The following is a 20,457-nucleotide window of genomic DNA, read 5'->3' on the forward strand; positions in this document are numbered from 1 at the left end:
GAGTCTGTTTTTGAAGGCTTAGAAGAGAGGCACGATAGACCGTTGCGAGGCAAGATGACCGAGAAAGAGCAAGAACCCCGGCGTTTCAGGACCCTGTTCATTTCCGACGTTCATCTGGGATCGAAAGCCGCAAAGACCGACTACCTCCTCGATTTCCTGCGGGCCACCGAGGCGGAGACGATCATCCTCGTCGGCGATATCGTCGATGGATGGCGGCTGAAGCGCAGCTGGTACTGGCCGCAATCGTGCAACGATGTCGTCCAGAAGCTGTTGCGCAAGGCGCGCAAGGGCAGCCGCATCATCTACATCCCCGGCAATCACGACGAGTTCATGCGGGATTTCCCGGGCGTCCATTTCGGCGGCATCGAGGTCGCCCAGCGCCACATGCACGAGGCGGCGGACGGCCGCAAATATCTGGTGCTGCATGGTGACGAATTCGACGTGGTGGTGCGCAATGCCCGCCTGCTCGCCTATCTCGGCGATTGGGCCTATGACACAGCGATCGTCATCAATATCGGGCTTGCCGCCATCCGCCGCCGTCTCGGCATGCCCTATTGGTCGTTTTCGGCCTGGGCGAAGCAGCAGGTCAAGCACGCGGTCAATTTCATCGGCGAATTTCAGCGTGTGGTCGCCGACGAGGCGCGCCGCGAAAAGGCCGACGGAGTCATCTGCGGCCATATCCATCACGCTGTGATCGAGGATATCGGCGGCATCCGCTACATCAATACCGGCGACTGGGTGGAGAGCTGCACCGCGATAGCCGAGCACCATGATGGGACCATGGAGCTGATCACCTGGCGGGAATTGAGCAACGTGCCTGCGGTTCGCGAAGACACGGCCGAAGTGGAAATGATGATGGCACGGGCTCTTTCGCAACAGGCGGCATAAAACCGCAGTTATCTGCGACAGTAGGGAAAAGTAGCGGCTGGCGCTGGTCTCGGGCGTCGTGATAAATCATGGACGCAACTGTCAGGTCCTTCCATGATTCCCTCATCTCCGCCTCCCTTTCACGAGGAAGCGCCGCGCTATTTCGTGCCGCGCATCGCCTTGCTCTTCTGCGCGCCTCTCGTCGTCAACGGTTTTGCCATGCCGTATTTTCCGGTCTGGCTGAGCACCTTGTCGCTGAGCGATTTCGAAATCGGCATCATCCTTGCCTTGCCGATGTTCGTGCGCGTCATCACGGCGCCTCTGGTCGGGCTTTTGGCGGACAGGATCGGCGAGCGGGCGGAAGTGCTGATCTGGTCGGCAGTGCTGTCGCTACTGACGGCGCTGGCGCTGTTCGTATCCCATAGCTTCTGGTTCGTGCTGATCATTTATGCCGTGCAGGGCGGCGTCTATGCGCCCTATGTGCCGATCGTCGAGGCGATCGCGCTGACCGGCGTGCGCCGCTGGGGCTACGATTACGCGACCATGCGCGTCTGGGGATCCGTCGCCTTCATCGGGGCAACGATGCTGGGCGGCGTGATGGTCGGGTGGTATGGCGGCTCGATGGTGCTGCCTGCGATGGCCGGCGGTTTCATCCTGATGATTCTCTTGACCTTCATCGCGCCGCGCGTCGGAAAACCGCGCCGGCCATCGACCTTAACGACGCTGACGGAACCGCCGCCGAAGGCGTTGCACAAACTCGATCTGCAACTGCTTTTGATCGGCGTGACGCTGGTCAACGGCAGCCACGCGATGCTGTTCGCCTTCTCGGCGATCTACTGGCAGCATATCGGTTTTACCGGCACCGAGATCGGTCTGTTGTGGAGCGCCGGGGTCGCTGCCGAAATTCTCATGTTCTTCTGCGCCAAGATGATCATCCGGCGGTTCAGCCTGTGGACGATGATCTTTTCAGGCTGCGTGCTTGCCGTCGTGCGCTGGATCATCTTTCCGATGGATCTCGGCTTCGGTGGCTATTTCGGCTTGCAATGTTTCCACGCGTTCACCTATGCGATCATGCATACGGGCATGCAGAACATTCTGGTGCAGCGGGTTCCCGAAGAACAGGAATCCTCGGCGCAGGGGCTGTATTTCTTCTACACCGGCGTATTCTCGGCGATCTTTACCTTCACATCGGGCTATTTTTATACCTGGTTCGGCGTCCACGGATTCTATTCGATGTCCGTCGTTGCCTTCATCGGTTGCTGTTCTGCCTTTGCCGCCTGGTACCTTCAGCCCCAGAGGGCAGGAAGGGGCGGAAAGACCAGCGAATCGGCGTAGCGCAGGCCGGGCTCGCGGTCGCGGGCCAAAAGCAGCGGTCCGTCGAGATCGACGAAATCGGCGCCTTGGGCCAAAAGCACAGCCGGCGCCATGCCGAGCGACGTGCCGACCATGCAGCCAACCATGATCTTGAGGTTCAGCGCCCGCGCCGCATCGCGCATGCGCAAGGCCTCTGTGAGGCCACCCGTCTTGTCGAGCTTGATATTGACGGCATCGTAGAGCCCCACGAGCTTCGGCAGATCTTCGGTCTTGTGGACGCTTTCATCGGCGCAGACCGGCACCGGGCGGTGAACGGATGCAAGCAGGGCGTCATCTCCGGCGGGCAGGGGCTGTTCGATCAGCGCGACGCCTGATTCGGCGCAGACATCAAAATGATAGGCAAGATTGACCTCCGTCCATCCTTCATTGGCATCCAGAATGATGGCGCTGTCAGGGGCTGCTGCCCGCACAGCGCGAATGCGCGAGGCATCGTCAGCGGTTCCGACCTTGATCTTCAGGAGCGCCCGATGGGCATGTTGCGCGGTCTGCGCCGCCATGGCTTCCGGTTCGCCAAGCGAAATCGTGTAGGCGGTGGTGAGCGGCGCCGGGTCGGCAAGTCCTGCCAGGGTAAAAGCGCGCGCGCCGGCTTTCTTCGCATCAAGATCCCAGAGCGCGCAATCGACGGCATTGCGTGCGGCACCGGCCTTCATGGTCTGCCGGAGTTCGTTGCGGTCAATGCCCGCCTCGATCCGCGGCCGGATGGTTTCGATTTCCGCCAGCACGCTGTCGATGGTTTCGCCGTAGCGTGCATAGGGCACACATTCGCCCATGCCGGCAAAAACGCCCTCCGAAATATGGCAGGTGACCACGGAGGCGGTGGTCTTGCTGCCGCGCGAAATCGTGAAACTGCCGGCGATCGGGAAGTGTTCGACAGCGGTTTGCATCAAACGGGTCATGGTGTTCTCCTGTGGCATCGATATCGCAGCGGCCAACCGTTTGGTACAGAAACGTTTCCATCGGTGACAGACCGGGCTCAAGCGGCTATGAGTCGCTGACGTTTTATCAAATGCAGCCATCTCCGGAAGACCCAACAGACGTGACGCGTTCCCAAGAGAAAACCGACACCGACGTGCAGCTCGCAGAAGCTGACGATGGCAGCAACCGGGCTTATCGTTTCAGCGGCGATTGGCGCAGCGTCTCCATTCACTTGGCGACGCCGAAGCTGGATGCGTTCGCCGCAAAGGGCGGCGACCCCGCCGAGGTCGATCTGAGCGAAGTCACCGCCATGGATACGGCTGGCGCATGGGTTATTCGCCGCTTCATGACGCAGATCGGCGAGGTGAAGCTGACGAGCGACAAGCCGCGTTATCTCGAACTGATGAATGCCCTGCCGGAGATGCTGCCGGAACCAGCCACCGAAGAGAAGAAACCCGGCTCGCTTTTCATTCGCATTTTTACCCCTATCGGCAATTCGGTGGTCTCCGCCTGGGAAGACACCGTTGCGGCGATGTTCATTCTCGGATCGGCTGTGCGTGGCGCGCAGCTGAAGCTCGGCCGCCATAGCGGCCTGTCGCCGGCGGCGATCGTCAGCCAGATCGACCGCATGGGCGTTCAGGCAGTACCGATCATCCTTTTGATGTCGTTCCTCATCGGTGCGATCATTGCCCAGCAGGGGGCGTTCCAGCTGCGCTATTTCGGCGCCGAGCTTTTCGTCGTCGATCTGGTCGGCATTCTGCAGCTGCGCGAAATCGGCGTGCTGCTGACTGCGATCATGATCGCCGGCCGTTCCGGCAGTGCGATCACGGCCGAAATCGGCTCGATGAAAATGCGCGAGGAAATCGATGCGCTGAAGGTGATGGGGCTGAGCCCGATCGGCGTTCTGGTGTTTCCAAGGCTCGTCGCGCTCACCATTGCGCTGCCGCTCCTGACGATCATCGCCAATTTCGCTGCTCTCACTGGGGCAGCTGTCGTCACCTGGAGCTATTCCGGGATCACCTTTGCGACGTTCCTGGCACGGTTGCAGGAGGCGGTGGATTTTTCCTCCGTGCTGGCTGGCATGATCAAGGCGCCATTCATGGCGCTGATCATCGGCGTCGTGGCTGCGGTCGAAGGCTTGAAAGTCGGTGGCAGTGCCGAATCGCTCGGCAAACACGTGACGCAATCGGTGGTGAAGTCGATCTTCGTGGTCATTCTCGTCGATGGCCTGTTTGCGATCTTCTATGCGGCGATCAATTTCTGATGGAAGAGGTTTTGCCGGTGGATCCGAGGGAAGACATGACTGCAGACGTGCCCAGGCAAGCCGGCGAAAACGGCACGGAGGTCATCCTGTCGGTGAAGGATCTGACCGTCGGTTTCGGTTCGAATATCGTCCTCGACAAACTCAACCTCGATATTTATCGCGGCGAAATACTCGGTTTCGTCGGCGCGTCCGGCACCGGCAAGTCGGTTCTGATGCGGACCGTGTTGCGCCTCTTGCCGCGCCGGTCCGGCTCGATCGAGATTCTCGGCGTCGAATATGATGCGGTGAGCGAAGAGGAGCGCATGGAACTCGACATGCGTCTTGGCGTTCTGTTCCAGCATGGCGCGCTGTTTTCGGCGCTGACGGTCAAGGAAAACATCCAGGTACCGATGCGGGAATATCTCAATCTGCCGCAGGAGCTGATGGATGAGCTGGCACGGCTGAAGATCGACATGGTGGGGCTGGCGCCGGAAGCGGCCGACAAATTCCCCTCCGAACTCTCCGGCGGCATGATCAAGCGCGCTGCTCTGGCCCGGGCGTTGGCGCTCGATCCCGACCTCGTCTTTCTCGACGAACCGACCTCCGGGCTCGACCCGATCGGGGCAGCCGAGTTCGATAACCTGATCGCCAAACTGCGCGACACCCTTGGGTTGACCGTGTATATGGTGACTCACGACCTCGACAGCCTGTTTTCGGTCTGTGACCGGATTGCAGTGCTCGGCAAGAAAAAAGTTCTGGTCGAAGGCACGATCGAGGACATGCTGGCCTGCGACGACGAGTGGGTGACGTCCTACTTCCAGGGCAAGCGGGCGCGTTCAATCGTGCGCGAGGATGACAAGAAGGCTTCCTGACAGCGCTGCATGATTGAGACGTTGCACGAATGCTTGACTGAAGCCGACTGATTAATTGAAGCAAGGAGCCGCATTGGCGGCGTCCCCCAAGGGTACCGGTAGCAATGGAAACAAAAGCCAATTACGCCATCGTCGGATTTTTCACGATCGCGGTCATCTTCGCGGCCTTCGGCTTTGTCTATTGGATGTCTCAATATGGCCGAAGCGGCGAAATGGCGGAGCTGGTCATCAGTATTCCCGGATCCGCCAACGGCTTGAGCGTCGGCTCGCCGGTGCGCTTCAACGGCATCCCCGTCGGCTCGGTCCGCAGCCTCGCCATCAATTCCAACGATCCGCGCTATTCCGTTGCCGTGACCGAAGTGTCCGCCGATGCGCCGGTGTTGAAATCGACGACGGCGACGCTGGAGATCCAAGGTTTGACCGGTGCTGCCTATATCGAACTCAGCGGCGGCAACAAGGGAGATGAGAACATCCTGCGCAAGGCTCTTGATACCGGCACATCCGCGCAGCTGACCGCCGACCAGTCCAGCGTCACCAGTCTTCTGGCGACCGCAGACAAGATTCTCGACCGGGCCAACACGGCGATCGGTGACATTCAGGGCTTCGTCAAGGATGTGCGCGGACCGTTGACCGAGACGATTTCCAATGCCGAGCGTTTCACCCGGTCGCTGGCCGACAATTCGGAAGGTATCGACCAATTCCTGAAGAGCGTCAGTGCGCTGTCGACCTCCATCACCGCTGCTGCCAGCAAGCTCGATTCGACACTGACTGCAGCAGATACTCTGGTGAAATCGGTCGATCCGAGGAAGATCGACCACATCGTCAGCAACGTCGAGAAGGTAAGCAACGATCTGAGTGCGGCGTCCACAGGCGTTGCCGACACCATCGCCTCGTTCAGGAAGACGGCCGAGACCTATGAACGGTTTGGCGAAAAGGCCACCGCATCGCTCGATCGCGTCGATACGCTGATCGCCTCCATCGACCCGCAGAAAGTTTCTGGCGTCGTCAACGACGTCTCGGCTGCCAGCGCCGATGCCCGCAAGGCGGTTGCCTCGGTGGCGGATTTCGCCGAGCGGATCAAGGGCCGGCAAAACGATATCGACCAGACGATCACCGATGTCACCCAGATGGCCAACAAGCTGAATGCGGCCTCCAGCCGCGTCGATGGCATCCTGGTCAAGCTTGACGGCTTCCTTGGCGATGCAGACGCGCCATCGCTGTCTGCGGATGCCCGTGCAACGCTCCAATCGTTCCGCAAGGTAGCCGATAACCTGAATGCGCAGATCGGCCCGATCGCTGAAAACCTCAAGCGCTTCTCCGGCTCCGGCCTGCGGGATATCGAGGCCCTGGTCAGCGATACGCGCCGGACGGTCAACACGCTCGATACGACGATTTCGACCTTCGACAAGGATCCGCAGCGGCTGCTGTTCGGCGGCGAAACGGTGAAGCAGTATGACGGGCGCACGCGCCGCTGAACCGAAGTCCCGAACGGTCATTCAAATCCGGAATTGCCGTTAAAGGTGCTGCCGAATCGGGTATTGCTGCGATAAGCGTGACGTTTGCGTGGCAAGGCTGCAAGCCTTGCCGGATTTTTACTCTGTCCGCGCTGGTTTGGCTGCTTTTTGGCTTGTTTTGAGCGGATCAGCCTCTACGTTGCTGCTGATTGGCGAAGGATAGTGTTTGAAATGATTTTTTCCGGTGTGTCGTTTGGACGAAAGGCAGGTTTGATCCGGGCCTGTTCCGCATTTCTGTTGATCACTGTGCTTTCCGCCTGCGCCGGCAAGGCCAACAATGACACCTACAGCCTGTCTGCTTCGCCGGCTATCGAAGGTCCGTCTTCGACCAGGAAGCAGATACTCGTTCCCGAGCCGACTGCGCTGAAAGCGCTTGACAGCGATCAGGTGGTGATCCGGCTGTCGAGTTCGGAAATCCAGTATCTTGCAAAATCGCAATGGAGCGACCGTCTGCCGAAGATGGTCCAGGCAAAGCTTGTGCAAGCCTTCGAGAATACCGGCAAGATCGGCGGCGTCGGCAAGCCGGGCGAGGGGTTGGCCATCGATTATCAGGTCATCACCGAAATCCGCTCGTTCGAAATTTCGACCGAGGGCTCCGATACGGCCGTCGTGGAGATTTTCGCCAAGATTCTCAATGACCGCAATGGCACCGTCGGTGCGCAAAAAGCTTTCCGCGCGACCGTTCCGGTGCGTGGCAGCGGGGCGCCCGCCTTCGTCGCGGGTCTTGACGGCGCATTCGCGCAGGTGACAGGCGAAATCGTCAGTTGGACGCTCAAGGCGATCTGATCAGGAAACCACGATCCGGTTGACGATCTCGGCCACACCTTCGACGGTGTTTGCGGCTTCTTCCGCCCGCTCGGCCTCTTCAATCGTTGCGACCGTACCGCTCAGCACAATCATATTTCCCTTCGAGACCACGGACACATCCGAGGCATCGAGCCCGTCCACCGTGGCCAGGCAGTTGGCGACCCGCGTTTCCAGGTCGGCCTGATCTCCCTCGAAAAGCTCCTCCGGGGTTTTGCCGTAAAATGTGCGCTCTTTGAAAACCATGGCTCAGTTCTCCGATCCGGTTATTCGCAGATAACGCGGCCGGGACGCTTTTGTTCGGACCTGTTCCATTCGAAACAGCGCGGATACGTGGCGCATGAGAGTGTTGGGTCACTGGATGAGACGAACTCATCAGGAACCAACAGAGGGAACATCAACATGCGCAAGCTCATCATTTCTGCCGCCGTCGCAGTCATTGCCGCCGTCTCGTTCGCCGCTCCGTCGCAGGCCGGCGGACATGGCCATCACGGCCGTCACCATGGCGGGTTTTCGATCGGCTTCTACAACGCCGGCTACTATGGCGGCGACTATTACGGCGGCGGCTATTATGAGCCGTCCTGCTACATCAAGAAGGTGAAGCGCTGGGACCGGTGGGGCAACCTGCATATCCGCCGCATCAAGATCTGCGACTGATACGCATCCTACAGAAAACAAAAATCCGGCCGCGCAAACGGCCGGATTTTTCGTTCGTGCAATCCGGCTTTAAGGCCAGCGGACCACGGGTGGCAGCGATGACAGGATCGAATCGACATTGCCGCCGGTTTTCAGCCCAAAAATCGTGCCGCGATCGTAGAGCAGGTTGAACTCGACATAGCGGCCGCGGCGGACCAGCTGCTCGTCGCGGTCTTCCTCGCTCCAGGGCTTGTTGAAATTGGCGCGCACGATCTTCGGGTAGATCAGGCTGAACGCCTTGCCGACGTCCTGGGTGAAGGCGAAGTCGGCTTCCCAGCCGCCCTTCTCCGCATCGGAATGCAGCCAGTCGTAGAAGATACCGCCGGTGCCCCGCGGTTCGTTGCGGTGTTTTAGGAAGAAATACTCGTCGCACCATTGCTTGAAGCGGGCGTGATCGGCAACCGGATGCCGCTTGCAGGCGATCTCCATGCCTTTGTGAAACAGCATCGTATCCGGGTCGGCCTGGGTGCGGCGGCTGTCGAGCACAGGTGTCAAGTCGGCGCCGCCGCCGAACCAGTGGCTGGTGGTGACGACCATGCGTGTGTTCATGTGAACGGCCGGAACGTTCGGATTGACCGGATGGGCGATCAGCGAAATGCCGGAGGCCCAGAACGCCGGGTCTTCTTCCGCACCTGGAATCTGGCTGCGGAATTCCGGTGAGAATTCGCCGTAGACCGTGGACGTATGAACGCCGACTTTTTCGAAGACGCGGCCGTCCATCATCGACATGCGCCCGCCGCCGCCGGCTCCCTTGTCGCGCAACCAGTCCTTGCCGATGAAACGCCCCGGCTCGCGGTCGGACAATGGACCTGCCAGTTCGTCCTCAAGGGTTTCAAACGCGGCGCAGATGCTGTCCCGCAGGGATTGAAACCACGCTGTTGCTCTGGCCTTCTTGTCTTCGATATCCGCGGGCAATCCCTGCGGCAGGTTGGGTCGTTCCATGAAAAGTAATCCTGTTTGGCGGGGCCTCAAGCGGCAAGAAGAGCGCCGATTCGCATATTGGCCGACAGTTCATATTTTTGCCACAGCTGCAACTGTGCAGGCTTCAAGCGGTCAGGTTGCCGCAGGCGGCGGACAGGCGATTCGACTCGCAAAAGCAGAAATATCTCCCTATCTTCTAGGCAAGAGGCTCGACTGGCGAAAGGTGAGCTTATGGCTAGAATTCCCGCAGGACCGCCGCTCGACGGTTTGAAACGTCAGATCGCCCGGCACCGGAATGGCGATCCGCAACGCAGTGACGGTCTGTTCGTGCGCGAGACTTTCCGGCTCGATCGTACGCATGCGCGTCAGAAGGCGCAGGAGTGGTTCGATTCCTGGCCGAAAGCCGCTTACTGGACCGAGGTCGAAAGCTGGCGTCAGCTCGACGGCGACCAGATCGAATTCACCATGCGCCGCCTGCCCAGCGCCGATTGAGGGCTCAATCCGCTGGCTCTCCATTGGCGCCGTATCTCTATTCCGGTTCCTCACCGGCATGCTCGATGAGATAGGCGCCGGCACCCTTTTCCGACAGCGTGTCGTATGGATTGCGCAGCGGACAGTCGCGCATGGAAAGGCAGCCGCAGCCGATGCAGGATGTCAGCTGATCGCGCAATGCGGTGAGCTTGGCGATGCGCTCATTCAGATCAGCCTTCCAGTGCTCAGACAAGTGCGCCCAGTCGCTCGTCAGCAATTGCCGGTCGTTTGGCAGGGCGGAGAGTTCCCTTTGAATGTCGGCTAGCGGAATTCCGGTGCGCTGGGCGATCTTGATTACGGCGATGCGGCGCAGCACGCTGCGCGGATAGCGGCGCTGGTTGCCCCGGCTGCGCATGCTCTTGATCAAGCCCTTTGTCTCGTAAAAATGCAGCGTCGATACCGCGACGCCGCTGCGCGCGGCGACCTCTCCGACCGTCAGTTCGCGGCGGGGCAGGTCGGTTCGATCTTTTTCCAGCATGTCTGTTGACCTCAACTTTAGTTGAGGTTCTATACCATCAGCTCCATCGTAACAACAACGGAGCTTTCGCAGACATGAACGAGAAAATGACCATCGCCGTCGTCTATGGCAGTGCCCGGCAAGGACGCTTCTGCGACACGGTCGTCAACTGGGTCTTGACGGAGTTGTGGGCCGAAAGCGGTTTCCGGGTCAGCCTCATCGATCCCCTTGAGTTCAAGGGAGCGGCCGGAGATGTGACGCTGAATGCCGAAGCGCTTGAGGAAAGGGTTGCCGAGGCCGACGCCTTCATCGTCGTCACGCCCGAATATAATCACGGTTATCCGGCAGCGCTCAAGGAGCTGATCGACAGTTGCTATGAGCCTTGGCACGCAAAACCGGTTGCCTTCATCTCCTATGGCGGCGTCTCGGGAGGGTTGCGCGCGGTCGAGCAGTTGCGCCAGGTGTTTGCCGAGCTGCACACGGTGACGATCCGCGATACCGTCAGTTTTGCCAATGTCTGGGCACAGTTCGATGCGGCCGGCAATCCGTTCAAGGCGGCAGAGGCCAAGGCCGGGCTGATGGTGACGCTGCGACGGCTGAAATGGTGGGCGAGGGCGCTGAAGACCGCCCGGGCCGAAAATGCCTATGGCGGCGTTGCCGCATGAGGCGATCCGGCAGGTTTAGCCGTTGACCTGCCGGATCGCCTCGCCAGCGATCATCGCCACAGACATGGCAACGTTCAGCGACCGCTGCCCCTCGACCATCGGCACGATGATGCGCCCGTCCGCCTTGTCATGGACGTTATCCGGCACACCAGCGCTTTCGCGGCCGAACAGCAGGGTATCGTTCGGCTGGAACCGGAAGCGCGTGTAGGGCTCGGCAGCCTTGGTGGAGGCCAGCACCAGCCGGCGGCCCTCGGCAAGCCGGGCTTCTTCGAAACGCTCCCAGTTGACGTGGCGGGTCAGCGTGACCGAGGCGATATAGTCCATGCCGGCGCGCTTGAGGTTCTTGTCCGACAGGTCGAAGCCCGCCGGCTCGATAATATCGATGGCGAGACCCAGACACGCGGCAAGGCGAAGGATCGTCCCGGTGTTGCCGGGAATGTCGGGCTGATAGAGGGCGATGCGGAGCGAATGGGATGACATATCAACAATTCTTATGGGGTCCATCAATGGCCGTAATCAATCTGTGCCGTAATGGCAACAGAATCCTGGTTGAGACAAAAATGATGAAAAAAACGCCATCGCCAATCTGGCGTACCGGCACAAATCAATCTATGTCTGCAGCATCTGCAACGCGAACCACAGGAGGCTTACATGGATATTCGAATGATCACCAGCCTCCAGGCTGTGCCTCCAGTCCGCTTGGACTGACCGGTTTCGCGCTTTTCCTTTTTTTAAACTCTTGCGCACGACCGCCCGCTTTCCGGACGAACACGTTTCGTATGCAAGATTGAGTTGTTTCCGGTTTTTAATGTCTAATCGATGAATGCGGGGCTTCCCCGCCTTCCTTCACTGGATTCCTGAAGGAGCCTATCATGTTCGGCTGGTTTGAATCCCGCCTTAATGCCTATCCGGTCGAGGAACCCACGGTTCCGCCGCAAGGTCTGTTCGCATTCTGCTGGCACTATACCAAGCCTGCGGCACCCTGGCTGTTGACCATGTCGATCTGCACCATGCTGATCGCGGTCGGCGAAGTGGCCCTGTTCCAGTTCCTCGGCAACGTCGTAGACTGGCTGTCTTCGGCCAAGCAGGACACGTTCCTGCAGAGCGAAGGCACCAAGCTGATCTGGATGGGCGCGCTGATCCTGATCGGTCTGCCGACGGTGGTGGCGATCGATTCGATCATCATGCACCAGGTGTTGCTTGGCAATTATCCGATGATCGCACGCTGGCAGATGCATCGCTATCTGCTGCGGCAGGGCATGACCTTTTTCGCCAACGAGTTTGCCGGCCGTGTCGCCACCAAGGTGATGCAGACCTCGCTTGCCGTGCGCGAAACGGTGATGAAGATCCTCGACGTCTTCGTTTACGTCGTCGCCTATTTCATCTCGATGCTGGTAGTGGTCGCTGCGGCCGACTGGCGGCTGCTTGCGCCGCTGATCGTCTGGATCATCATCTATGTCTGCATCGTCACGTATTTCGTGCCGCGCCTGCGCAAGATCTCCAAGGATCAGGCGGATGCGCGCTCGATGATGACCGGCCGCGTCGTCGACAGCTATACCAACATCGCCACCGTCAAGCTGTTTTCGCATGCCGGCCGCGAGGAGGTGTATGCCAAGGAAAGCATGGATGCGTTCCTGCAGACCGTGCACCGGCAGATGCGCAAGGTGACGCTGTTCCATGTGCTCGTCTACACCAACAACTGCATCGCGCTGTTTGCGATCTCGGCGCTCGGCATCTATTTCTGGATGACCAGCGGCATGTCGGTCGGTTCGATTGCCATTGCCGTGTCGCTCGCCATGCGTATCAACGGCATGTCGCAGTGGATCATGTGGGAAGTCTCGGCGCTGTTTGAAAACATCGGCACCGTCTATGACGGCATGAGCATGATGACCAAGGCACATGACATCGTCGACAATCACGATGCCAAGGTGCTGAAGGCGCCGCAAGGCGCCATCGCGTTCGAAAACATCGGCTTTCACTACGGCAAGAACAAGGGCGTGATCGACAACCTCTCGCTCGACATCAAGCCGGGCGAAAAGATCGGTCTGGTTGGACGCTCAGGTGCCGGCAAGACGACGCTGATGAATGTGCTGTTGCGCTTCTACGATCTCGAATCCGGCACGATCCGGATCGACGGGCAGGACATTTCCGCGGCAACGCAGAACAGCCTGCGCGCGCAGATCGGCGTGGTGACGCAGGATACGTCCCTTCTGCACCGCTCGATCCGCGACAACATCGCCTATGGTCACCCCGAGGCTGACGATGCCGACATCATCGCCGCCGCCAAGCGGGCCAATGCCTGGGACTTCATCGAGTTGCTCGAGGATAACCAGGGCCGCAAGGGGCTCGATGCGCAGGTTGGCGAGCGCGGCGTCAAGCTCTCCGGCGGCCAGCGCCAGCGGATCGCGATTGCCCGTGTCTTCCTGAAGGACGCGCCGATCCTGATTCTCGACGAGGCGACCTCGGCGCTCGATTCGGAAGTGGAGGCCGCGATCCAGGAAAACCTGTTTGCCCTGATGAAGGGCAAGACGGTGATCGCGATTGCCCACCGCCTGTCGACGCTGACGGAGATGGACCGGCTGGTCATCCTCGAAGCCGGCAAGATCGTCGAAACCGGCAGCCATGCCGAGCTGATCAGCCGCAGCGGTCTGTATTCCGACCTCTGGTCGAGACAGTCCGGCGGCTTCATCGCTGATGATGGCGATGGTGCAAACCAAAAGGAGGAGGCGGCCGAATAGGCCGCCTCCGAGCTTCGCATGCTATCTCCCGGGACGATCGACGTGAGCGCTATCGGTTTTGAATTCGACATCCTGATCAAGGGGGAGCGCACGCAGGCCCTCGATGTGTTCACCGCGGCCAATCCGGACTGGAAATGCCGCTGTGGAAAGAACGGCGGCATGCTGGCCGAGCCACCACAACTGACGGTAGATCAGCCGGAAGCGTGTGCATTCGTGGCGCTGCATGTCGATGCGTATGCGACGCAGCTTTCGGCGCTGCGGGTGCTTGGCCATGGTCATTGCGTCCGCATTGCCGTCCATTTTGACAGTGCGACGATGACGGCCTTGAGCCTTGGCCTCAAACCCTCGACCATGGCGCTGGTTTCGGCACTCGGCTACCAAGTCGAGTTTTGCCTTTATCCTTCCACCGAGCACGACGACGACTGAAAACTCGATCCGAACGCGTCCCTTTGGGAACATGACGAATTTGTAATTGAGATCATCAGCATTCGCGGTTGATTGCCGATTGCCGCGCGCGCGAATCCGCCTATATCGGACATATGCTTTTGCGCGCCCTGTTCGCTTTTTTCGAAAACTGGCTCCAGCCTTTCGCTGTTCGCGACGGCTTGCAGCCACCTGAGCGGCTGATCCCATACGTTTGGTTTTACATCCGGCAGGCCAAGGCACCGTTCATCGCCATGCTTGTTCTCGGCGGCCTGACGGCGGCGATCGAGGCGACGCTGTTCTGGTTCGTCGGCCGCATCGTCGATATTCTGGCCACGGTCAAGCCAAGCGACGGCTGGAGCGGGCTGCTTGCAGACCACGGCGCCGAACTGTTCGGCATGCTCGTTCTGATCGGCATCGTCCGCTTTGTCGTATCGCTGGCGATGGCGCTGGTCGATCAGCAGGTGATCACACCCGGTTTCTACAATCTGGTGCGCTGGCAATCCTACCTGCATGTCTCGCGACAGTCTTTGTCGTTCTTCCAGAACGATTTTTCCGGCCGCATCGTCACCAAGGTTTGGTCGGGCGGGCAGGCGGTCGGCGATGTCGTGACCTCGCTGATGGAAAGTGTCTGGTTCGTCGGCATCTACTCGGTCTCGACGCTGGTGCTGGTCGGCCAACTCGATCTGTCACTTGCCGTTGTCGTTCTTCTCTGGCTGATCGGCTTTGCCTTCCTGGCACGTTATTTCGTTCCGCGCATCCGCAAGCATTCGAGGGAAACGGCGGAAGCGTCGTCGATGCTGAGCGGCCGCATGGTCGATGCCTACAGCAATATGCAGACGCTCAAACTGTTTGCCCGCGACGAGGAAAACGACCGCTACATGCGGCAGGGCTTCGATATCTTTCAGGACAGCATCATCCGCTTTACCCGGTTCATCACCGGCGTGCGCGCGTCGATGGCGTTTCTGTCGGGGATCATGATCGTCACCATGGCGGGGCTCAGCGTCAATCTCTGGCTTTCGGGCGCGATCAGTTCGGGTGCGGTGGCGTTTACGATGGCGCTGATCCTGCGGCTGAATTTTCTCTTGAGCCGGATGATGGTGCAGTTCAACGGCATTATGCGCAATATCGGCACGATCCAGAATGCCGCCGAGATGATTTCGCAGCCGGTGCAGCTTGTCGACCAGCCGAATGCACCGAGCCTCGTCGTCAACAGCCCGGCGATCCGTTTTGAAAACATCCACTTCCATTACGGCAAGGGGCAGGGCGTCATAGACAACCTGTCTCTGGTGGTCAGGCCGGGTGAAAAAATCGGCATTGTCGGCCGCTCAGGCGCGGGCAAGACGACGCTCGTCAATCTGCTGTTGCGCTTCTACGACCTTGAAGCCGGCCGCATTCTGATCGACGGGCAGGATATCTCGACGGTGCGCCAGGAATCACTGCGCATGCAGATCGGCGTTGTCAGCCAGGATACATCGCTGCTGCACCGGTCGATCCGCGACAACATCCTGTTTGGCCGGCCGGATGCCGATGAGAACGGCCTGCGCGACGCGGCTGAAAAAGCCGAGGCGCTGGATTTCATCGCGAATCTCCAGGACCAGCGTGGCCGCAAGGGGTTTGACGCGCATGTCGGCGAGCGCGGCGTCAAGCTGTCCGGCGGACAGCGCCAGCGGGTGGCGATCGCGCGGGTGATGCTGAAGGATGCGCCGATCCTCGTGCTCGACGAGGCGACCTCAGCACTTGATTCGGAAGTCGAGGCTGCCATCCAGTCCAATCTCGACCGGCTGATGCACGGAAAGACCGTGCTTGCCATCGCCCACCGGCTGTCCACCATCGCTGCGCTCGACCGGCTGATCGTCATGGATCAGGGCCGGATTGTCGAAGATGGAACCCATGACCAGCTGATATCTGCCGGCGGCCTTTACGCCGATCTCTGGCTGCGCCAGTCGGGTGGATTTCTGGCCCGCGAAGCTGCGGCCGAATAGCGCACCAAGCCGCTATCCACGGGCGTGGAAAAGCCTTGTTTTGACCGCGCCGGACGGCAAAAATCGGTTTGCGAACATTGGCTTCGGTTTTCCCGCGACATTGTGGCTCACCTCTTGCGCTCAAGGCTAGACATCCCCAGCGATCAAGCATAGAACGCGCCGGAATGCCGGGGAATCTGCCGTTTCTGATACGTGTGGGGTTCGCCCGGTTTTGATGTATGACGCGGGAGAGCGAAAGTTTTCTTCGAATCGTGCATAGAGGCTTATTGATTTGGCGCTGTTCTTTCGCTCAAGTGTCAGCACGGGGCGCGGATCGACGCCGGGGACAGTGCGGTTTCCGCAAAACATTGCGTGAGAGGATGGTTTAGCCGTGAGCGAACACGAGATATCAAGCGAAACCTCGGGCGAGCCCACTCGCCGCGATTTCCTGTATTTGACGACTGGGATGGCAGGCGCAGTCGGCGCAGCAGCCGTGGCATGGCCATTCATCGACCAGATGCGGCCTGATGCCTCGACGCTGGCGCTGGCCTCGATCGAGGTCGATGTTGCAAGCCTGCAGCCGGGCATGTCACTGACCGTAAAATGGCGCGGCAAGCCGGTGTTCATCCGCAACCGTACCGACAAGGAAGTCGAGGAGGCCAACGCTGTTGCGCTGGCCGACCTGAAAGACCCGGTTGCGCGTAACGCCAACCTTCCAGCCGATGCGACTGCGACAGACCTTGATCGCTCCGCCGGCAAGGAAAAAGAAAACTGGATCGTCATGATTGGCTCCTGCACGCATCTCGGTTGCGTTCCGCTCGGCCAGGCTGGCGATTTTGGCGGCTGGTTCTGTCCGTGCCACGGCTCTCACTACGATACGGCCGGCCGTATTCGTAAGGGCCCGGCACCACAGAACCTCGCCGTACCGACCTTTGCGTTCGCTACCGACACAGTCATCAAGATCGGTTGAGGGGAATACTGATTATGAGTGGTGATCATTCAACCTATACGCCGACGTCCGGTATCGAAAAATGGGTGGATTCGCGCCTGCCGCTGCCGCGGCTCGTGCATGACAGCTTCATTTCCTATCCGGTTCCGCGCAATCTGAACTACGCCTACACATTCGGCGCCATGCTTTCGGTCATGCTGATCATCCAGATCCTGACCGGTGTCGTTCTGGCCATGCACTATGCTGCGGAAACGACAGTCGCCTTCAATTCCGTCGAGAAGATCATGCGCGACGTCAACCAGGGTTGGCTCCTGCGCTACATGCATGCCAACGGCGCGTCGTTCTTCTTCATCGCCGTCTACCTGCATATCGGCCGTGGTCTCTACTACGGCTCCTACAAGGCTCCGCGCGAAATCCTCTGGATTCTCGGCGTTGTCATCTACCTTCTGATGATGGCTGCGGGCTTCATGGGCTACGTTCTGCCCTGGGGTCAGATGTCCTTCTGGGGTGCGACCGTTATCACCGGCTTCTTCTCGGCCTTCCCGCTCGTCGGCGAATGGATCCAGCAGTTCCTGCTCGGCGGCTTTGCCGTCGATAATCCGACGCTCAACCGCTTCTTTGCGCTGCATTACCTGCTGCCCTTCATGATCGCCGGCGTTGTTGTCCTGCATATCTGGGCGCTGCATGTCGTCGGCCAGACCAACCCGACGGGCGTCGAGGTCAAGACCAAGACGGACACGGTTGCCTTTACCCCCTTCGCTACCCTCAAGGATGCGCTCGGTGTATCAGTGTTCCTGCTGGTTTACGCCTGGTTCGTGTTCTACATGCCGAATTTCCTCGGCCACCCGGACAACTACATTCCGGCGAACGCCCTGAAGACACCGGCTCACATCGTTCCTGAATGGTACTACCTGCCGTTCTACGCGATGCTGCGCGCCATCACCTTCAATGTCGGCCCGATCGATTCCAAGCTTGGCGGCGTTCTGGTGATGTTCGGTGCGATCATCATCCTGTTCTTCCTGCCCTGGCTCGACACGTCGAAGGTTCGCTCAGCGGTTTATCGTCCCTGGTACAAGCTGTTCTTCTGGCTCTTCGTGGTCAATGCCATCCTGCTCGGCTGGCTGGGCTCGCGCCCTGCCGAAGGCCTCTACGTGGTGATGTCGCAGCTTGGCACTCTCTACTATTTCGGTTTCTTCCTCGTCATCATGCCGGTTCTCGGCCTGATCGAGACGCCGAAGCGCATCCCGAATTCCATTACCGAGGCGGTTCTGGAAAAGCAGGCTGCGAAAAAGTCTGTTGCTGCGTGATGTCTGCCAAGAACAAGGGACCCAAAACAATGAAAAAGCTTGTTACAGGCATTCTTTCGCTCGCAGTCGTCGCCGGACTTGGTGCTGGCATGGTGTTCGCCGCAGAGACCGGCGAAGCCAAGCCTGCGGGTGCTGCCGCTGAGGAAGAGCATGGCGGCGGTACGCCGCACTTCCCGATCCACAAGCCGGAACAGGAAAAATGGTCCTTTGCTGGACCGTTTGGCCACTATGACAAGGGCCAGCTCCAGCGCGGCCTGAAGATCTACACCGAAGTCTGTTCCGCCTGCCACTCGATGAACCTGGTGTCCTTCCGTACACTGGAAGGCCTGGGCTATTCGCCCGCCCAGGTGAAGACCTTTGCGGCCAACTATGAAGTCCAGGACGGCCCGAATGCCGAAGGCGAGATGTACACCCGCAAGGCCGTGCCTTCGGATCATTTCCCGTCGCCGTTCCCGAATGCCGAGGCTGCTGCTGCTGCCAACAATGGTGCGGCACCGCCGGACTTCTCGCTGATCGCCAAGGCGCGCGGTATCGAACGCGGCTTCCCGACCTTCATCTTCGACATGTTCACCCAGTATCAGGAAGGTGGCCCGGATTACATTCATGCGCTGCTGACCGGCTACCAGGAACCGCCGAAGGGTGTCGAGATTTCGCCGGGCACCCATTACAACCCGTACTTCGCCAATGCTGCGGCTCTGGCCATGGCAAAGCCGATCTCCGACGATCAGGTCACTTATGACGACGGTTCGCCGCAGACGGTCGAGCAATATTCGCGCGACGTCTCCGCGTTCCTGATGTGGGCTGCCGAGCCGCATCTGGAAGCGCGCAAGCGCACCGGCTTCATGGTGATGATCTTCCTGTTGATCTTCACCGGCCTGATCTACCTGACGAAGAAGTCGGTTTACGCCAACAAGGAGCATTGAGTTTTCTCAATCTTTGAAATGACAAAAGGCGGTCCATGGGGCCGCCTTTTTTTTGTGCGGGCTGCTCCGCCAGCGCATGGTTGAAATCTCCGCCTCTGCCGCGCGAGGTGAATAACGCGCCATGGATGTGATGCCTCAGAGGGCATTCGTCCCGTGTCATCGGTAGCTGCCTGATCGCAGCGATGTCTGGAAGAGCGCTCTGTAAAGCCGTCAAGGTAAGTTGACCGTCGCAGGCACCTGCGCACTTTTCTTAGCCGTCAGTATGGATACGGGTCAGGTGGATTTCTGACGGTACGTAGCCGTCCGCTGTCAATTTGGAAACGATTGTGACATCTCCCCTAACTGAATCTCTATTCCAGATGTCAGCGACAGTCACTGGGTCGATCAACTTCATTCTGAGGCGCTTTTCACATATACCGTTTGGCACCGCGGCCCATCCAGAGTTTATTTTGTCCTTGTCTTGAGCGTGAATCTCAAGGTCTACATCATTGTGACTCTGGTAGCGTTCGAAGTCCTCCTTCGCGCTGAACTCTTCAGCACAAGGAATCTCCTTGATCACTTCACGGCCGATCTTTTGACGATCAAAAGATATGGGCGTAGCGCCTTCGCGCTGACTTGGAATAAAGAACCCTTGAACGGCTTTTGTTAGCCTTTTGACAGCGCTTGGGCTTCCATACTTCGCGTCAAAAATCTTTTTGATTTCCTCTTCGGATCTGCCAGTGCTGTTGGCCAGTTGAGATATCAGATTGTTGACTTGAGCTCGTAACGTTCCGTTCTCGACAGCTTTAACTGCTGCGTCCTTTAGAAAAGCAGCTCCGTAGAAAAGGACAATCATCGTAGCAACCGTTACGATTGAATCGTATGTATCGGGGATGTTGACCTTAAAAAGGTCCTCGATCATTGGCGGGATCTCTGTTTTTAGATCGTCCTGAAACGCTACGATCAACGTCAGAGCAAATAGCTCCCGAAGTGGACTTTCTTGGGACAAATGGCGAACATTTATCTGACTGTGCTCCACTTGCAGTCCATCGATAAGGCTCGGTAGCAGAGAGATCGCATCGTCGATTGCAGTGTCTGCCGCCTGCAACGCAGCGATAACATCGGCTATCGGGGTTAAGCCTTTGGTATCGTAGGTAATTAACAACGGAAGATTGATTTGAGCCATTTGCGAAAGAAAGCAGCTTTCCGTTCGGTTGTAGAGTCATTTTTCTCTACCGGCCAATTTTTTGGTGACTTGCTATAACGTCGTTAGATTCATAAAGCCGTTTTCAGCTGAGAAATAAAACAAGAAAGG

The 20,457-nt window shown here is 58.9% G+C and carries 21 protein-coding genes; 15 read left to right on the plus strand and 6 right to left on the minus strand.

What is annotated here, in order from left to right; translation table 11 throughout:
* Positions 1 to 54 precede the first annotated feature (54 nt).
* On the plus strand, positions 55 to 888 hold the full coding sequence (locus ACP7BS_RS03640; protein WP_426228162.1) for a UDP-2,3-diacylglucosamine diphosphatase: 834 nt from the start codon (positions 55 to 57) through the stop codon (positions 886 to 888).
* A 93-nt stretch (positions 889 to 981) separates the two neighbouring features.
* On the plus strand, positions 982 to 2,202 hold the full coding sequence (locus ACP7BS_RS03645) for an MFS transporter (protein WP_426236167.1): 1,221 nt from the start codon (positions 982 to 984) through the stop codon (positions 2,200 to 2,202).
* Here ACP7BS_RS03645 and dgcA read toward each other — a convergent pair.
* Entirely contained in the window at positions 2,154 to 3,137 is a 984-nt protein-coding gene (gene dgcA / locus ACP7BS_RS03650; protein WP_426236168.1) for an N-acetyl-D-Glu racemase DgcA, read from the minus strand. The genes ACP7BS_RS03645 and dgcA overlap by 49 nt on opposite strands.
* A 140-nt stretch (positions 3,138 to 3,277) precedes the next feature.
* Here dgcA and ACP7BS_RS03655 point away from each other — a divergent pair, with 140 nt between their 5' ends.
* From ACP7BS_RS03655 to ACP7BS_RS03670, 4 genes are all read left to right on the plus strand, one after another.
* Positions 3,278 to 4,420, plus strand: a complete 1,143-nt coding sequence (locus ACP7BS_RS03655; RefSeq protein ID WP_426236170.1) for an MlaE family ABC transporter permease — start codon at positions 3,278 to 3,280, stop codon at positions 4,418 to 4,420.
* Between the two features lie 35 nt (positions 4,421 to 4,455).
* Positions 4,456 to 5,271 (plus strand): ABC transporter ATP-binding protein, encoded by an 816-nt coding sequence (locus ACP7BS_RS03660; protein ID WP_426228169.1) that lies wholly within the window; start codon positions 4,456 to 4,458, stop codon positions 5,269 to 5,271.
* 104 nt (positions 5,272 to 5,375) lie between these two features.
* The gene (locus ACP7BS_RS03665) at positions 5,376 to 6,746 is read left to right on the plus strand and encodes an MlaD family protein (RefSeq protein WP_426236172.1); all 1,371 of its coding nucleotides are present in this window, start codon (positions 5,376 to 5,378) and stop codon (positions 6,744 to 6,746) included.
* Between the two features lie 210 nt (positions 6,747 to 6,956).
* Positions 6,957 to 7,571 (plus strand): ABC-type transport auxiliary lipoprotein family protein, encoded by a 615-nt coding sequence (locus ACP7BS_RS03670; RefSeq protein WP_426236174.1) that lies wholly within the window; start codon positions 6,957 to 6,959, stop codon positions 7,569 to 7,571.
* On the opposite strand, the gene ACP7BS_RS03675 is transcribed toward ACP7BS_RS03670, so the two are convergent.
* Entirely contained in the window at positions 7,572 to 7,835 is a 264-nt protein-coding gene (locus ACP7BS_RS03675; RefSeq protein ID WP_426236176.1) for a BON domain-containing protein, read from the minus strand.
* Between the two features lie 156 nt (positions 7,836 to 7,991).
* On the opposite strand from ACP7BS_RS03675, the gene ACP7BS_RS03680 reads away from it, so the two are divergent.
* On the plus strand, positions 7,992 to 8,246 hold the full coding sequence (locus ACP7BS_RS03680; protein ID WP_426236178.1) for a sulfur globule protein precursor: 255 nt from the start codon (positions 7,992 to 7,994) through the stop codon (positions 8,244 to 8,246).
* 69 nt (positions 8,247 to 8,315) lie between these two features.
* Here the strand turns inward: ACP7BS_RS03680 and hemF are convergent, their stop codons facing one another.
* Entirely contained in the window at positions 8,316 to 9,227 is a 912-nt protein-coding gene (gene hemF, locus ACP7BS_RS03685) for an oxygen-dependent coproporphyrinogen oxidase (RefSeq protein WP_426228178.1), read from the minus strand.
* Between the two features lie 210 nt (positions 9,228 to 9,437).
* On the opposite strand from hemF, the gene ACP7BS_RS03690 reads away from it, so the two are divergent.
* Positions 9,438 to 9,698 (plus strand): hypothetical protein, encoded by a 261-nt coding sequence (locus tag ACP7BS_RS03690; protein WP_426228180.1) that lies wholly within the window; start codon positions 9,438 to 9,440, stop codon positions 9,696 to 9,698.
* A gap of 37 nt (positions 9,699 to 9,735) precedes the next feature.
* Here the strand turns inward: ACP7BS_RS03690 and soxR are convergent, their stop codons facing one another.
* Positions 9,736 to 10,215, minus strand: coding sequence for a redox-sensitive transcriptional activator SoxR (gene soxR, locus ACP7BS_RS03695; protein WP_426236180.1), 480 nt, complete (start codon positions 10,213 to 10,215; stop codon positions 9,736 to 9,738).
* Between the two features lie 74 nt (positions 10,216 to 10,289).
* Here soxR and ACP7BS_RS03700 point away from each other — a divergent pair, with 74 nt between their 5' ends.
* Positions 10,290 to 10,859 carry an NADPH-dependent FMN reductase gene (locus ACP7BS_RS03700; RefSeq protein ID WP_426236182.1) on the plus strand — a complete coding sequence of 190 codons (570 nt, stop codon included), beginning with the start codon at positions 10,290 to 10,292 and terminating at the stop codon, positions 10,857 to 10,859.
* 15 nt (positions 10,860 to 10,874) lie between these two features.
* Here the strand turns inward: ACP7BS_RS03700 and ACP7BS_RS03705 are convergent, their stop codons facing one another.
* Positions 10,875 to 11,339, minus strand: coding sequence for a tRNA (cytidine(34)-2'-O)-methyltransferase (locus ACP7BS_RS03705; RefSeq protein WP_426236184.1), 465 nt, complete (start codon positions 11,337 to 11,339; stop codon positions 10,875 to 10,877).
* A gap of 392 nt (positions 11,340 to 11,731) precedes the next feature.
* Between ACP7BS_RS03705 and ACP7BS_RS03710 the strand changes: the two genes are divergently transcribed.
* The 6 genes from ACP7BS_RS03710 to ACP7BS_RS03735 all read left to right on the plus strand — a co-directional run bounded on the left by ACP7BS_RS03710 (position 11,732) and on the right by ACP7BS_RS03735 (position 19,163).
* Positions 11,732 to 13,597, plus strand: a complete 1,866-nt coding sequence (locus tag ACP7BS_RS03710) for an ABC transporter ATP-binding protein (protein ID WP_426228188.1) — start codon at positions 11,732 to 11,734, stop codon at positions 13,595 to 13,597.
* 42 nt (positions 13,598 to 13,639) lie between these two features.
* Positions 13,640 to 14,023 carry a hypothetical protein gene (locus ACP7BS_RS03715; protein WP_426236186.1) on the plus strand — a complete coding sequence of 128 codons (384 nt, stop codon included), beginning with the start codon at positions 13,640 to 13,642 and terminating at the stop codon, positions 14,021 to 14,023.
* A gap of 113 nt (positions 14,024 to 14,136) precedes the next feature.
* Positions 14,137 to 16,005, plus strand: coding sequence for an ABC transporter ATP-binding protein (locus ACP7BS_RS03720; protein WP_426236481.1), 1,869 nt, complete (start codon positions 14,137 to 14,139; stop codon positions 16,003 to 16,005).
* Between the two features lie 370 nt (positions 16,006 to 16,375).
* Entirely contained in the window at positions 16,376 to 16,954 is a 579-nt protein-coding gene (petA, locus tag ACP7BS_RS03725) for a ubiquinol-cytochrome c reductase iron-sulfur subunit (RefSeq protein ID WP_037095693.1), read from the plus strand.
* A gap of 14 nt (positions 16,955 to 16,968) precedes the next feature.
* The gene (locus tag ACP7BS_RS03730) at positions 16,969 to 18,240 is read left to right on the plus strand and encodes a cytochrome b (RefSeq protein WP_426236188.1); all 1,272 of its coding nucleotides are present in this window, start codon (positions 16,969 to 16,971) and stop codon (positions 18,238 to 18,240) included.
* Between the two features lie 29 nt (positions 18,241 to 18,269).
* The gene (locus tag ACP7BS_RS03735; RefSeq protein WP_426236190.1) at positions 18,270 to 19,163 is read left to right on the plus strand and encodes a cytochrome c1; all 894 of its coding nucleotides are present in this window, start codon (positions 18,270 to 18,272) and stop codon (positions 19,161 to 19,163) included.
* Between the two features lie 250 nt (positions 19,164 to 19,413).
* On the opposite strand, the gene ACP7BS_RS03740 is transcribed toward ACP7BS_RS03735, so the two are convergent.
* On the minus strand, positions 19,414 to 20,328 hold the full coding sequence (locus ACP7BS_RS03740; RefSeq protein ID WP_426236192.1) for a hypothetical protein: 915 nt from the start codon (positions 20,326 to 20,328) through the stop codon (positions 19,414 to 19,416).
* Positions 20,329 to 20,457: the final 129 nt, after the last annotated feature.

Source organism: Pararhizobium sp. DWP1-1-3, assembly GCF_049896125.1.
GTDB lineage: Bacteria > Pseudomonadota > Alphaproteobacteria > Rhizobiales > Rhizobiaceae > Pararhizobium.